Genomic DNA, 14058 nt, shown 5'->3' with positions numbered 1-14058 from the left:
GGCCTAATTATGTCTGACGAAAATTTACCAAAATGGGTGAAGCCGCTTTTGGAGTTTGGGCCTGTGCTGGCCTTTTTTGTCGCCTATCTGAAGATGAAGGGCACGAGCTATAGCCTCGGCGGGTCTGATTATGATGGGTTCATCTTGGTTACGGCGCTGTTTGTCCCGTTGCTTTTGCTGTGCACAGCGATTTTGTGGAAGCTGACGGGGAAAATCTCTCCTATGCAGATCATGACGGCGCTTTTGGTGACCGTCTTTGGCGGGTTAACGGTTTGGCTGAATGACCCGCAATTTATAAAAATGAAACCGACGCTGATCTATCTTATTTTTGCAGGGCTTTTGGGATTTGGATTGCTACGCGGGCAATCTTATCTCCGGTTGGTGATGCAGGACGCGCTGCCGATGCAGGCTGAGGGCTGGATGATTCTGACACGCCGGTTCACAGCGGTGTTTTTTGGATTGGCGCTGCTCAATGAGGTGATCTGGAGGTTCTTTTCGACGGAGACTTGGGTGTATTTTAAAACCTTTGGCCTAACGGCGGTGTTATTTGGCTTTTTTATGAGTCAAGCGCCGCTCTTGGCAAAATATGCGCTGGAAAAAGATGACTGACCGGGCGTGACCGCGCGGTGCGGCTGCGCCGCATTATCTTTTTCCTTTCGCCTGCCTCCGGCAGGCTCAAGGCGCGGGACAGGGTGGTTATTTCGCTTTGAAGAGCTGATCTAAGCTGTCTTTGTCGCTTGATTTCGGGGTCACCCGCAGGTCCAAATGCAACCCATGGCCAGCAGTAACGCCGCGGCGCGCGGCGCAGGCTTGCAGCCAGCGGGCCATATGCGGTTTATCCTCGAGTGTCTGTTTTTGGCCCTCCCATAGGGACGCCCAGGGCCAGATCGCCATGTCGGCGATTGAGAAAAAATCACCTGCCACATAGTCGTTCTGCTCGAGTTGGGTGTTGAGCACCCTATACAGCCGGGCGGTTTCTTGGGTGTATCTGTCTTTGGCGTAGGTCAAATCCTCACCCATAAGCGGGGCGTATTTGTTGAAGTGGTGATTTTGCCCTGCCATGGGGCCAAGCCCACCCATTTGCCACATCAGCCATTGATCGACGGCCAGCTGGTCGCGATAGGTTGTGCCATAGAATGTCCCGGTCTTGCGCGCCAGGTATTGCAAGATGGCGCCGCTTTCAAAGAGGGCGAGCGGAGCGCCGTCGGGGCCGTCATGATCGACAATAGCAGGCATGCGGTTGTTGGGAGAGATTTTCAAGAAATTGGGATTGAATTGCTCACCTTTGCCGATGTTCACCAGCTGCGTGGTGTAGGGAAGGTTCATTTCCTCAAGCGCAATTGCGATTTTCCATCCATTCGGTGTGGGCCAGTAGTAAAAATCGATCATCGCACCTGTCCTATTGCCGCTTTGGGCCAGTATTCGGGCTATCGCTTTGAGCGCAAGGGGCAAATGGGCGATTTTGAGTGTTGACCCTCTTGGGTTGGGTCATTATTTGTGACGCGTGGCGATTTGTTACCGGATTGCGGGCCACGTTAAATAAGCTGCTAAAAGGGTTTGGGATATGACAGAGACCCCGCCTTTCACCGGTGGGTTTTTTTGTGCCTTTAAGGAGGGTCAAATGACACGCGATAAACGTACACTCGCGGTGCATGCCGGCACCCGGCGCTCGCAGTTTTCTGAAATGTCTGAAGCAATTTATATGACACAGGGCTTTGCCTATGCCTCTGCCGAGGCGGCGGAGGCGCGGTTTGAGCAGGCCGGGACGGATGAATTTATTTATGCCAGATATGGCAATCCCACTGTGCGGATGTTTGAGGAGCGGATCGCCGCTTTGGAGGGTGCCGAAGATGGGTTTGCCACGGCCAGTGGTATGGCGGCGGTGCATGGGGCTTTGGCCGCAATGACGAAAGCCGGTGATCATGTGGTGGCGGCGCGGGCGCTGTTTGGTTCTTGTCTTTACGTTTTAGAAGATGTTTTGGCGCGCTTTGGCGTGCAGGTGACTTTGGTGGATGGTTTGGATATGCAGGCTTGGGCTGAGGCGATTACGCCCCAGACAAGGCTGGTATTCTTTGAGAGTATTTCCAATCCGACCCTGGAGGTGATTGATATTGCGCAGGTCTCTGCGCTCGCCCATGCGGTGGGCGCTTATGTGGTGGTGGACAATGTGTTTTCAACACCCGTTTACTCAAAGGCAATCGAATTGGGCGTTGATGCGGTGATCTATTCTGCCACCAAACACATCGACGGGCAGGGACGAGGCTTGGGCGGGGTGATTCTGGGAACGAAAGATGTCATTCGCGGCATCATAGAGCCATTTATGAAGCATACGGGCGGCGCGATGAGCCCCTTTAACGCTTGGATGATGGTGAAAAGTTTGGAAACTCTGGAGCTGCGTGTGCGTGCACAGGTTGAGACGGCCAATGCATTGGCAGAGGCTTTGCTGCACCGGAAAGATCTCGAGCGTGTGATTTATCCTGGCTTGAAAACCCATCCGCAGTTTGCTCTGACGCAGGCGCAAATGGGCGCGGGCGGGACAGTGATGGCTTTGGATGTTGGCAGCAAGGAACGCGCGTTTCGGTTTATGAATGCTTTGGAGATCATCCTTATTTCCAACAACCTAGGGGATTCGAAGTCAATTATCACCCATCCCGCGACCACAACACATCAGCGCTTGCCGCAGGCGCAAAAAGACCTGCTGGGCATCACGTCAGGATTGTTGCGGTTCTCGGTCGGGCTGGAGAGTGCGCGGGACCTTGAAGCGGATCTTATGGCGGCGCTGGATGCAGCGGGCGTTGAGGCATAATCGGTTCAGGGCGCTTGAAATTCCTCTATCCAAGCTAACTTGCATAGAAAGAAGTTGAAATCCTGCCCGATGATCCCCAAAATAACAGGGATTAGGCCCGCACCTTTGAAAGGGGAAATTGCCGTGAATATTCACCTTCCATCCATGGATGACGCCGCATCGAATGTGGACTGTTCAGATGAAACGCAAGACCTGAGCCGTGATTATGCGCAGGATTTTGTGGCGGATGCCGACTACATCCGCACCCTGCCTGATCTACAAAACGGCCCGACCTCGTTGATCCGCGGCGCGCAAAAATTCATCCAACACGTGGGGATTTCCAATTTCCGTTTGCCGATCCGGTTTCAAACGCGGGACTCTGATCCTTTGGTATTGGAGGCCTCAGTCACTGGTTCGGTTTCTTTGGATGCAGAGAAAAAGGGTATTAATATGTCGCGCATTATGCGCACATTTTATCGCCAAGCAGAGGAGACCTTCAGCTTTGATGTGATGGCGCGCACGCTGGATGATTACAAAGCTGACTTAGAGAGTTTTGATGCACGGCTGCAAATGCGCCTGTCTTTTCCGATGCAGGTGCAAAGCCTGCGCAGCGGGTTGAGTGGCTTTCAATATTACAACATTGCTTTGGAAGTTGTGGAGCGCGCGGGGCAGCGTCACAAGATTGTGCATCTCGATTATGTCTATTCGTCCACCTGCCCGTGCTCGTTGGAGTTGTCCGAGCACGCGCGCCGTGAGCGTGGGCAGTTGGCCACGCCGCATTCGCAGCGGTCTGTGGCGCGGATCTCAGTCGTATTGGCCGAGGGGCAGCCGCGCCTTTGGTTTGAAGATTTGGTCGAACTGTGCCGTAAAGCGGTGGCAACCGAGACACAGGTCATGGTCAAACGTGAAGATGAGCAAGCCTTTGCGGAGTTAAACGCGGCCAATCCTATTTTTGTCGAAGATGCCGCTCGGCTGTTTTGTGAGCAATTGCAAAGTGACCCGCGCATTGGCGATTTCCGCGTGATCGCCAGCCATCAAGAAAGCCTGCACAGCCATGATGCTATTTCTGTTCTGACCGAGGGTACAACTTTTGCGCAAACCAGTATGGATCCAAGCACATTTGCAAACCTCTTTCACGTTGGCTGATTGCTTGACTTGCGGGGCATTCATCGCCATCGCTTAACGCATGTTTGATGTGCGCCCCGTCTTCAATGTGATCGGTTTGCTGGTGAGTTGCTTAGGGCTCACTATGATGTTTCCCATGGCCTTGGATATGTCTCGAGGTAATGGGCATGCGGGCGTTTTTTTGGAATCTGCTCTGATCACCTGTTTGACTGGCAGCATGATGTATTTGGCGACGCGCCGAGAGGCGGCGCGGGGTCTCACCCTACAACAGACATTTTTGCTGACCTCAGGGGTTTGGCTGGCCCTGCCGATTTTTGGTGCCTTGCCCTTTGCCTTGGGGGCAACGGACTCGAGTTTCACCGATGCGTTTTTTGAAGCCATGTCCGGGCTGACCACCACAGGTGCGACGGTGATTTCAGGTTTGGATTACCTGCCCGATGGCCTCTTGCTCTGGCGCTCGATCCTGCAATGGTTGGGCGGGATTGGGATTATTGTTGTGGCTATGGTGTTTTTGCCGGAGCTGCGCGTGGGCGGGATGCAAATCTTTAAATCAGAGGGCTTTGACACCTTCGGTAAAATTTTGCCCCGCGCAACGGAAATCGCCGCGCAAGTTGCTTGGCTCTATGTCGGGCTCACGGGGGCCTGTGCGGTGATCTATATCGCAACGGGTATGCGCAGTTTTGATGCCGTGCTGCATGCAATGACCACCATCGCGACGGGGGGATTTTCGACCTATGACAGCTCTTTTGTGAAATTTGGCGCCTCAACGGAATATGCCGCTGTGGTGTTCATGTGTTTGGCGGCCCTGCCTTTCGTGCGCTATGTGCAGCTGATCAACGGGGCGCCCGGCTCGTTGTTTCACGATTCTCAAGTGCGCGTATTTTTCATCGTGCTTTTGGTGACTGTTGGGTTTTTAACTCTGGTGTTGTGGCAGGGGTATCAATTTTCTGGTGAATTGGGCTTTCGAAAAGCGCTCTTTAATGTGGTGTCGATCACCACCGGGACGGGATACGCCAGCGCCGATTACAGCACCTGGGGTCCGGTGGCCCTGGTGGTGTTTTTCTATGCCGGGCTTGTGGGGGGGTGCGCCGGGTCAACGTCTTGCTCGGTCAAAGTGTTTCGCTATCAATTATTGGTCTCAGCCATTCACATGCAGCTGCGCAAAATTCACAGTCCGAGCGGCGTCTTTAATCTGCGGTATCAGGGTCGGATTGTGGGGACGGACGTTATCAATTCGGTGATTTCTTTCTTTGTGATATTCTTCGTCTCGCTTGGAGTCTCGGCGATGGCATTGGCGCTGACGGGGCTTGATTTGCTCACAGCCTTCTCTGGCGCGGCGGCGGCTCTGGCCAATATTGGGCCTGGCTTGGGAGAGGTGATTGGCCCATCGGGCAATTACAGCACATTAAGCGATAGCGCAAAATGGATTTTGGCCTTTACCATGTTACTTGGACGATTGGAGCTTCTGGCCGTCTACACATTATTCACACTTAGATTCTGGAGGAATTAATGCCGGAGATGAAACCCCTAGGGGCACAGATTTCACATATGTTGAAAGATCGCGGTGTGAACGTCATTTTTGGAATTCCCGGCGTGCATAATCAAGAAATGTACCGCGGTATTGAAGAGGCTGGCATTCGCCACATTTTGGCGCGCCATGAGCAGGGCGCGGGCTTTATGGCTGATGGCTATGCGCGGGCCAGTGGCAAGCCGGGGGTGGCTTATGTCATTACCGGACCGGGTTTGTGCAATATCATGACGGCGATGGGACAGGCCTATTCGGATTCCGTGTCAATGTTGGTGCTGTCGAGCTGTTTGGATGAAACCGCGGCCCGGCGCGGGCAGTTGCATCAAATGTTGGACCAAGAGGCGGCAGCCGGGAGCGTTTGCGATTGGTCCTATCAGGCCAATAGCGCAGAGGCGGCCTATGATTTGATCGACCGCGCCATGCTTGAGTTTGAAACCCATCGTCCGCGCAGTAAGCATATTCAAGTGCCCATTGCGCAGTTGGAAGGGCAGGCGGCACCTGCGCCGCGGCGGCGGGCGGGGCTTGCTGATGGGCTGGGAACTGGTTCTGTGGATTTGCGCCCCCTTGCCGCGGCACTGTCTGCGGCCTCAAAACCACTATTTGTCATAGGCGGCGGGGCTGCCAAAGCGGGCGCGGATCTTGCTGCGGTGCTTGAGACTTGCGGGGCGGCATGTTTCGAGACCTATGCGGGGCGCGGGGTTGTGCCTTGGGATTATCCTCTGAATTTTGGGGCGGCATTGGCCCGGCCCAGCTCAGCGCAAATTGTGGCGCAAGCAGATTGCGTGGTCGCCATTGGGACCGAGTTGGCGGAGGTGGATTTATGGCGTGCGCATCTGGGGCATAGCTGCCCGCTTTACCGGATTGATATCGACCCGGAGTGTCTTGCGGATATGCAGCGCGCAGAGATGGGGATCCTTGCGCGGGCCGAAGAGGCTATGGCCAGCCTAAGGCCCTTGATGGCGGCCTCTGCGTCGCAATGGCAAGCAAGATCGGTGGCGCATCAACGCGGGCTTTGGCGAGCAGAAACTGAAGCAGAACGCCCCGGGATCATTGCGATCGTTGAAGCCTTGCGGGCCGTTGTTCCTGATGATGCGATGATTTATTCTGATATGACGCAGTTTGCCTATGTGGCCAATGAAGTGTGGCCGATGACACGGGCCAAACATTGGCACCATCCCTCAGGTTTTGGCACGTTGGGCTATGCACTGCCGGCGGCCATTGGTGGCGCCGTGGCGCGGCCTGGAAAACCGACGCTGGCGATTGCGGGGGATTATGGGTTTCAGTATTCTGTGCAAGAGCTCGGCACGGCCGTTGAGCTTGGCCAGGCTTTACCAATTATCCTATGGGACAATGGCAAGTTGAAGGAAATTGAAGACAGTATGCGCAGCGCCCAGATCGCCCCCAATGCGGTCATTGCGAAAAATCCAAATTTTCTGGAACTGGCGCGGGCCTACGGGGCGGATGCATCTGCACCAGAGACATTAGCGCAGATGCAAGAGGCGGTGACGGCGGCCTTCAAAGCGGATCGCCCCAAATTGATCTACCTGTCGCCAAATATTTTATCGTGACACCAGCAGAGGGCGCATTGCGGGTCGACTTTGTGACCGGCGCTGTGGCGCACCGGCTGCGCTTTGGTGGTGGGCGCGGCCAGGATTTGGCCAAGGCCATGGGCCTGCGCGCTGGCAAAACGCCAAAAATTGTCGATGCCACAGCGGGCCTGGGCCGCGATTCATTTCTCCTGGCCTCGCTGGGGGCGGAGGTGACGATGATTGAACGCTCTGATGTCATGCATGGCTTGCTGCAAGACGGCATGGCGCGGGCGCGGCAGGAGGGGGGTGTCTTTGGCGAAATTCTTTCGCGGATGACTCTTTTGCACGGGGATGCGAAAGTGCTTTTGCCAGATCTGGACGCAGAGGCGATATTGATTGATCCCATGCATCCGCCGCGTAAAAACTCGGCCTTGGTCAAACGTGAGCTGCGCCAAGTGCGCGAGATCGTCGGCACCGATGAAGATTGTGAAGCGTTGATGCAGGTGGCCTTGCGGCATGCCCGCCAGCGGGTGGTGCTGAAATGGCCGGCCAAAGCCGCCCCGATGCCTGGGATCAAACCCTGCTCGCATCAGATTTTGGGAAAATCCACGCGCTATGACGTGTTCATGTGCAGTATAGGCTGTGAAGGCCCTGCCGTTTGACCTTGCTGTGACAATGTGGCTTTCTGCGCAAAGGTAATCATTGAATGAGTAGGGCGGTTATATGACATTTGTTGTAGTTTTGAAATTCTTTCACTTTCTAGGGCTATTTTTGGCTGGCGGACTGGGCGTTGCCAATAGTCTTTTGATGAAGGAGCATCAAATGGCGAAAGAAGCCCCCTCTGCTGCGACGCAAAAAACAATGGGGAAGTTGGCGCGGATCGGCTTGGTGGCGATGGGCTTGCTCTGGGGAACGGGGTTTGCTTTGGCCTATCGTGTCTACGGAGGCATGAACCTTGGGCTGGCTTTCAATATTAAACTTCTAGGGGCGACCGCTTTGCTGGGGGTGGTGGTCTTTATGAATTTCTATCCGGCAGCGATGGCCAAGAAAGGCCAGGCCCCTAATCCTAAGCTGATGAAGATCATGCCTATGGTGGCGCGCAGTGCGTTGGTTTTGGTCCTGGTGGGAATCGCGGTGACCACGACAGTCTAGCCGCGCTGTTCGGCCCAAGGCGGAAATCACACGACTCATGGAGCAAGATCGGCGATGCGCGCCTTGATCTCGGCTTCCAAAGAACGCCGCCGACCTCCAAAGGTTGCCTTGAGCCATGCGGCCGGATCGATTGTTACGCTGGCCCTTGGTTTTCGGTTCAAATATTGCGCAGTTTCCCAAAAATTCGCCAAAATTGCGGGAAATGAAAAAAATGAAAGAAAGATGAAAATAGCTCTTGCGACTCTCAGCGGGGAACCTTAAACCCACCTTTACCGGAGGCGCTGAGCGACAACGGGGCGAAAGACGGGTCAATCAGACTACGGTTCGGAAGACGAAAACCGATATAGAAACGATCATTTTGCGCATATTGTTATTGCGTAATTTGGCTTTTTTTGTGTCACGTTATTTGAAATTTTGGTATCTGAAGAGATATGTGGGCGGTTTGGTTCATTCGATGAACAAACAACTGCATATCGACTTACTAGGGCTACCTCTTTTGAGGGTGTCCGATGATGTAAGGTCAGCTTCACTGTTTGTTAGGTTTTTGTTTCTTTTGAAACTGAAGCACAATGAACAGAAATGATGTCCCGCCTGAACAGCGGGACGATGTGCAGAGGTTCGAACGTCAAGGTTATACAGGTAACTGTATTTCAACTTGAGAGTTTGATCCTGGCTCAGAACGAACGCTGGCGGCAGGCCTAATACATGCAAGTCGAGCGCGCCCTTCGGGGTGAGCGGCGGACGGGTGAGTAACGCGTGGGAATATGCCCTTCTCTAAGGAATAGCCTCTGGAAACGGAGAGTAATACCTTATACGCCCTTTGGGGGAAAGATTTATCGGAGAAGGATTAGCCCGCGTTAGATTAGGTAGTTGGTGGGGTAATGGCCTACCAAGCCTACGATCTATAGCTGGTTTGAGAGGATGATCAGCCACACTGGGACTGAGACACGGCCCAGACTCCTACGGGAGGCAGCAGTAGGGAATCTTAGACAATGGGGGCAACCCTGATCTAGCCATGCCGCGTGTGTGATGAAGGCCCTAGGGTCGTAAAGCACTTTCGCCAGAGATGATAATGACAGTATCTGGTAAAGAAACCCCGGCTAACTCCGTGCCAGCAGCCGCGGTAATACGGAGGGGGTTAGCGTTGTTCGGAATTACTGGGCGTAAAGCGCACGTAGGCGGATTAGTAAGTTAGAGGTGAAATCCCAGGGCTCAACCCTGGAACTGCCTTTAATACTGCTAGTCTTGAGTTCGAGAGAGGTAAGTGGAATTCCGAGTGTAGAGGTGAAATTCGTAGATATTCGGAGGAACACCAGTGGCGAAGGCGGCTTACTGGCTCGATACTGACGCTGAGGTGCGAAAGTGTGGGGAGCAAACAGGATTAGATACCCTGGTAGTCCACACCGTAAACGATGAATGCCAGACGTCAGCAAGTATACTTGTTGGTGTCACACCTAACGGATTAAGCATTCCGCCTGGGGAGTACGGTCGCAAGATTAAAACTCAAAGGAATTGACGGGGGCCCGCACAAGCGGTGGAGCATGTGGTTTAATTCGAAGCAACGCGCAGAACCTTACCAACCCTTGACATCCTGTGCTACTACCAGAGATGGTACGTTCCCTTCGGGGACGCAGTGACAGGTGCTGCATGGCTGTCGTCAGCTCGTGTCGTGAGATGTTCGGTTAAGTCCGGCAACGAGCGCAACCCACATCTTTAGTTGCCAGCAGGTTAAGCTGGGCACTCTAGAGAAACTGCCCGTGATAAGCGGGAGGAAGGTGTGGATGACGTCAAGTCCTCATGGCCCTTACGGGTTGGGCTACACACGTGCTACAATGGCAGTGACAATGGGTTAATCCCCAAAAGCTGTCTCAGTTCGGATTGGGGTCTGCAACTCGACCCCATGAAGTCGGAATCGCTAGTAATCGCGTAACAGCATGACGCGGTGAATACGTTCCCGGGCCTTGTACACACCGCCCGTCACACCATGGGAGTTGGTTCTACCCGACGACGCTGCGCTAACCCTTCGGGGGGGCAGGCGGCCACGGTAGGATCAGCGACTGGGGTGAAGTCGTAACAAGGTAGCCGTAGGGGAACCTGCGGCTGGATCACCTCCTTTCTAAGGATGATCTTAGCAGCAAGACTTCGGTCTTACTCGTAGATCACTTAGCATGATATGTCCTTTGCATATCAAAACATCAGTTCATCTTTTGATGGACTTGGGCCGAGCCGTCCTCATATCTCTTCAGAATTGCGAGCCTTAGGCTTGTATAAACCGCCTGATTGGACCACCACCGGCCCTTTCGGCAGACTTGCTTTGCAAGTCACCTGTCGGGCGTTGTCGATCTTGTTATTCAAGATCCACTGGGTCGGTAGCTCAGGTGGTTAGAGCGCACGCCTGATAAGCGTGAGGTCGGAGGTTCAAGTCCTCCTCGACCCACCATAGATTACACACCCTTAAATGGGGCGTTAGCTCAGCTGGGAGAGCACCTGCTTTGCAAGCAGGGGGTCATCGGTTCGATCCCGATACGCTCCACCAAGGATTTAAGTTTGAAAGTTAAGCAACTTTTGTTGTTTTGCTGTCCAACTTGGACATTGTTCAGTCTTCGGACTGACTTGACATCGTAAAGAGAGATACAAACATCAGAATTACTGATGCACCGCGTAAGGTGTATCGTGATGTTGTTTGGCATCGTGTGAGAGGGGTAGGAGCAATCTTATCTTTTGATTGGGGTGTCATATATAGCAACAGTTCACAAAGTAATTTTGTTCCAAGTTAAGTACAATTATACCTGAGTAAAGCCGCAAGGTTTTGCTCATCGTCGCTGCTCTATCCGGGCAGTGGCGGCACGCATGTTGCCCCCTCTTTGAACCAGCGGGGGCCCATGGGAATAATTTTGTATGACTTTTGGTTCAGAATTTAGTCATCTTCGGATGATGTTGGCAGGACACGCAAAAGGCCTGTCTTCTTCTGGATCAAATCAAGCGCGAAAAGGGCGTTTGGTGAATGCCTTGGCAGTAAGAGGCGATGAAGGACGTGATACTCTGCGATAAGTTATGGGGAGCTGAGAATAAGCTTTGATCCATAAATTTCCGAATGGGGCAACCCACCTGATACTTTGTTATTAATACTACTTATTGTAGTGCCGTTTAAGGGTTCGCCCTTGGGTAGCGTTGCATGCGGTGGGGCATAATAATAGGGTAAACCAGGTATTTATAACTTGAATACATAGGGTTATAAAAGCAAACCCGGGGAACTGAAACATCTAAGTACCCGGAGGAAAGGACATCAATTAGATACTCCCCTAGTAGCGGCGAGCGAACGGGGACCAGCCGAGCCATGAGTGTGACTAGAATGTGTTGGAAAGCACAACCAAAGTGGGTGACAGTCCCGTATAGGAAGCATGATTGGACGTATTAAGTAGGGCGGGACACGTGAAATCCTGTTCGAAGATCGGAGGACCACCTCCGAAGGCTAAGTACTCCTTACTGACCGATAGTGAACCAGTACCGTGAGGGAAAGGTGAAAAGCACCCCGACGAGGGGAGTGAAACAGTTTCTGAAACCGGACGCCTACAATCAGTTGGAGGGCCCTTGCGGCCTGACAGCGTACCTTTTGTATAATGGGTCATCGACTTAGTGTATCTAGCAAGCTTAAGCCGTTAGGTGTAGGCGCAGCGAAAGCGAGTCTTAATAGGGCGATTGAGTTAGATGCATTAGACCCGAAACCGAGTGATCTAGGCATGACCAGGTTGAAGGTTGGGTAACACCAACTGGAGGACCGAACCCACATCTGTTGAAAAAGATCGGGATGAGTTGTGCCTAGGGGTGAAAGGCCAATCAAACTCGGAGATAGCTGGTTCTCCGCGAAATCTATTTAGGTAGAGCGTCATCCGAATACCCCGGGGGGTAGAGCACTGGATGGGTAATGGGGCCCCACAGGCTTACTGATCCTAACCAAACTCCGAATACCCGGGAGTAATAGATGGCAGACACACTGCGGGTGCTAACGCCCGTAGTGAAAAGGGAAACAACCCTGACCGACAGTTAAGGCCCCTAATTCATGGCTAAGTGGGAAAGCAGGTGGGACGACCAAAACAACCAGGAAGTTGGCTTAGAAGCAGCCATCTTTTAAAGATAGCGTAACAGCTCACTGGTCTAATTAAGTTGTCCTGCGGCGAAGATGTAACGGGGCTCAAGCCATGAGCCGAAACTTCGGATGCATTTAATGCATGGTAGCGGAGCGTAGTGTGACATAGTTCCATGCGTCCTTCGTTTTATAGCGGACTGCCCAGGCTTTCGAGCCTGTGTGGAGGCGCGTAAAATACTGGACGCAAGGAGCTTTCTGTGAAGCCGGCCTGTGAGGGATCCGGTGGAGAGATCACTAGTGAGAATGATGACATGAGTAACGACAAAGGGGGTGAGAGACCCCCTCGCCGAAAATCCAAGGGTTCCTGCTTAAAGCTAATCTGAGCAGGGTAAGCCGGCCCCTAAGCCGAGGGCGAAAGCCGTAGGCGATGGGAACCAGGTTAATATTCCTGGGCCAGGAGGAAGTGACGGATCACAAAGATTGTTGGATCAGGCGTAGTTGCCCCAGCAGTTCAGTGGTTCCTGGAAATAGCCCTCCATCAGACCGTACCCTAAACCGACACAGGTGGATAGGTAGAGTATACCAAGGCGCTTGAGAGAACTATGTTGAAGGAACTCGGCAAAATACCTCCGTAAGTTCGCGAGAAGGAGGCCCGGTTTCTAGGCAACTGGAAGCTGGGGGCACAAACCAGGGGGTGGCGACTGTTTACTAAAAACACAGGGCTCTGCGAAGTCGCAAGACGACGTATAGGGTCTGACGCCTGCCCGGTGCCTGAAGGTTAAAAGGAGGGGTGAGAGCTCCGAATTGAAGCCCAGGTAAACGGCGGCCGTAACTATAACGGTCCTAAGGTAGCGAAATTCCTTGTCGGGTAAGTTCCGACCTGCACGAATGGCGTAACGACTTCCCCGCTGTCTCCAACATAGACTCAGTGAAATTGAATTGCCTGTCAAGATGCAGGCTTCCCGCGGTTAGACGGAAAGACCCCGTGCACCTTTACTACAACTTTACACTGATAACAGGCACAACATGTGCAGAATAGGTGGTAGGCTTTGAAGCAGAAACGCCAGTTTTTGTGGAGCCTCCTTTGAGATACCACCCTTGTTTTGCTTGTTATCTAACTGCGGTCCGTTATCCGGATCCAGGACCCTGTATGGTGGGTAGTTTGACTGGGGCGGTCGCCTCCTAAAGCGTAACGGAGGCGCGCGAAGGTTGGCTCAGAGCGGTCGGAAATCGCTCGTTGAGTGCAATGGCAGAAGCCAGCCTGACTGCGAGACTGACAAGTCGAGCAGAGTCGAAAGACGGCCATAGTGATCCGGTGGTCCCGAGTGGAAGGGCCATCGCTCAACGGATAAAAGGTACGCCGGGGATAACAGGCTGATGGTGCCCAAGAGTCCATATCGACGGCACCGTTTGGCACCTCGATGTCGGCTCATCTCATCCTGGGGCTGGAGCAGGTCCCAAGGGTACGGCTGTTCGCCGTTTAAAGAGGTACGTGAGCTGGGTTTAGAACGTCGTGAGACAGTTCGGTCCCTATCTGCCGTGGGTGTAGGATACTTGAGAGGAGTTGCCCCTAGTACGAGAGGACCGGGGTGAACGATCCACTGGTGGACCAGTTGTCGACTACGGCAGTGCTGGGTAGCTATGATCGGACAGGATAACCGCTGAAAGCATCTAAGCGGGAAGCCCCCCTCAAAACAAGGTATCCCTGAGGACCGAGGTAGACCACCTCGTCGATAGGCCAGAGGTGTAAGCGTGGTAACACGTTCAGCTGACTGGTACTAATGGTCCGATAGGCTTGATTTGATCCAGTAGAAGGCAGACACGCCAATACAGATCCAAAAGCCATACACTA

9 protein-coding genes, 2 tRNA genes, 2 rRNA genes and 1 riboswitch are annotated in these 14058 nt (G+C 53.3%); of the genes, 12 read left to right on the top strand and 1 reads right to left on the bottom strand.

The window, feature by feature from the left end; translation table 11 throughout:
- The first annotated feature begins 9 nt into the window (after positions 1-9).
- On the top strand, positions 10-609 hold the full coding sequence (locus RCA23_RS14035) for an inner membrane-spanning protein YciB (protein WP_044050837.1): 600 nt from the start codon (positions 10-12) through the stop codon (positions 607-609).
- 87 nt (positions 610-696) lie between these two features.
- Here RCA23_RS14035 and RCA23_RS14030 read toward each other — a convergent pair whose 3' ends face one another.
- Positions 697-1389: a glutathione S-transferase N-terminal domain-containing protein gene (locus RCA23_RS14030; RefSeq protein WP_044050836.1), complete on the bottom strand. Its 693-nt coding sequence runs from the start codon at positions 1387-1389 to the stop codon at positions 697-699.
- A 105-nt stretch (positions 1390-1494) separates the two neighbouring features.
- Positions 1495-1572, top strand: a riboswitch (SAM riboswitch).
- Between the two features lie 49 nt (positions 1573-1621).
- Between RCA23_RS14030 and metZ the strand changes: the two genes are divergently transcribed.
- The 11 genes from metZ to RCA23_RS13975 all read left to right on the top strand — a co-directional run bounded on the left by metZ (position 1622) and on the right by RCA23_RS13975 (position 14009).
- Positions 1622-2806 carry an O-succinylhomoserine sulfhydrylase gene (gene metZ / locus RCA23_RS14025; protein ID WP_044051609.1) on the top strand — a complete coding sequence of 395 codons (1185 nt, stop codon included), beginning with the start codon at positions 1622-1624 and terminating at the stop codon, positions 2804-2806.
- 69 nt (positions 2807-2875) lie between these two features.
- Positions 2876-3931 carry a GTP cyclohydrolase FolE2 gene (gene folE2 / locus RCA23_RS14020; protein ID WP_052377205.1) on the top strand — a complete coding sequence of 352 codons (1056 nt, stop codon included), beginning with the start codon at positions 2876-2878 and terminating at the stop codon, positions 3929-3931.
- A gap of 40 nt (positions 3932-3971) precedes the next feature.
- Entirely contained in the window at positions 3972-5420 is a 1449-nt protein-coding gene (locus RCA23_RS14015) for a TrkH family potassium uptake protein (RefSeq protein ID WP_044050835.1), read from the top strand.
- 8 nt (positions 5421-5428) lie between these two features.
- A complete protein-coding gene (locus RCA23_RS14010; RefSeq protein WP_081871033.1) occupies positions 5429-7006 on the top strand; it encodes a thiamine pyrophosphate-binding protein in 1578 nt (525 codons plus the stop codon).
- Positions 7003-7629, top strand: a complete 627-nt coding sequence (locus RCA23_RS14005; protein ID WP_044050834.1) for a class I SAM-dependent methyltransferase — start codon at positions 7003-7005, stop codon at positions 7627-7629. The genes RCA23_RS14010 and RCA23_RS14005 overlap by 4 nt, the downstream gene beginning before the upstream one ends.
- Positions 7630-7690: 61 nt before the next feature.
- Positions 7691-8119 (top strand): hypothetical protein, encoded by a 429-nt coding sequence (locus tag RCA23_RS14000; protein WP_044050833.1) that lies wholly within the window; start codon positions 7691-7693, stop codon positions 8117-8119.
- Positions 8120-8173: 54 nt separating this feature from the next.
- On the top strand, positions 8174-8380 hold the full coding sequence (locus RCA23_RS13995; RefSeq protein ID WP_044050832.1) for a hypothetical protein: 207 nt from the start codon (positions 8174-8176) through the stop codon (positions 8378-8380).
- Between the two features lie 390 nt (positions 8381-8770).
- Positions 8771-10235: ribosomal RNA gene (locus tag RCA23_RS13990) — 16S ribosomal RNA — on the top strand.
- A 247-nt stretch (positions 10236-10482) separates the two neighbouring features.
- Positions 10483-10559: transfer RNA gene (locus RCA23_RS13985), tRNA-Ile, on the top strand.
- A gap of 20 nt (positions 10560-10579) precedes the next feature.
- Positions 10580-10655: transfer RNA gene (locus RCA23_RS13980), tRNA-Ala, on the top strand.
- Positions 10656-11095: 440 nt separating this feature from the next.
- A 23S ribosomal RNA gene (locus tag RCA23_RS13975) occupies positions 11096-14009 on the top strand.
- The 16S and 23S rRNA genes sit together here with 2 tRNA genes alongside, the layout of an rRNA operon.
- The last annotated feature ends 49 nt before the right edge of the window (positions 14010-14058 follow it).

It is taken from the genome of Planktomarina temperata RCA23 (assembly GCF_000738435.1).
GTDB classification, from domain to species: Bacteria; Pseudomonadota; Alphaproteobacteria; order Rhodobacterales; family Rhodobacteraceae; genus Planktomarina; species Planktomarina temperata.
The sequence above is the reverse complement of the archived record's forward strand: the minus strand, read 5'-3'. Positions and strand labels throughout refer to the sequence as shown.

What these genes read in the sequence shown, in the direction of transcription:
- RCA23_RS14035 (WP_044050837.1), top strand. Translation starts at nt 10, where the DNA reads ATGTCTGACGAAAATTTACCAAAATGGGTGAAGCCGCTTTTGGAGTTT.
- RCA23_RS14030 (WP_044050836.1), bottom strand. Translation starts at nt 1,389, where the DNA reads ATGATCGATTTTTACTACTGGCCCACACCGAATGGATGGAAAATCGCA.
- metZ (WP_044051609.1), top strand. Translation starts at nt 1,622, where the DNA reads ATGACACGCGATAAACGTACACTCGCGGTGCATGCCGGCACCCGGCGC.
- folE2 (WP_052377205.1), top strand. Translation starts at nt 2,876, where the DNA reads ATGATCCCCAAAATAACAGGGATTAGGCCCGCACCTTTGAAAGGGGAA.
- RCA23_RS14015 (WP_044050835.1), top strand. Translation starts at nt 3,972, where the DNA reads ATGTTTGATGTGCGCCCCGTCTTCAATGTGATCGGTTTGCTGGTGAGT.
- RCA23_RS14010 (WP_081871033.1), top strand. Translation starts at nt 5,429, where the DNA reads ATGAAACCCCTAGGGGCACAGATTTCACATATGTTGAAAGATCGCGGT.
- RCA23_RS14000 (WP_044050833.1), top strand. Translation starts at nt 7,691, where the DNA reads ATGACATTTGTTGTAGTTTTGAAATTCTTTCACTTTCTAGGGCTATTT.
- RCA23_RS13995 (WP_044050832.1), top strand. Translation starts at nt 8,174, where the DNA reads ATGCGCGCCTTGATCTCGGCTTCCAAAGAACGCCGCCGACCTCCAAAG.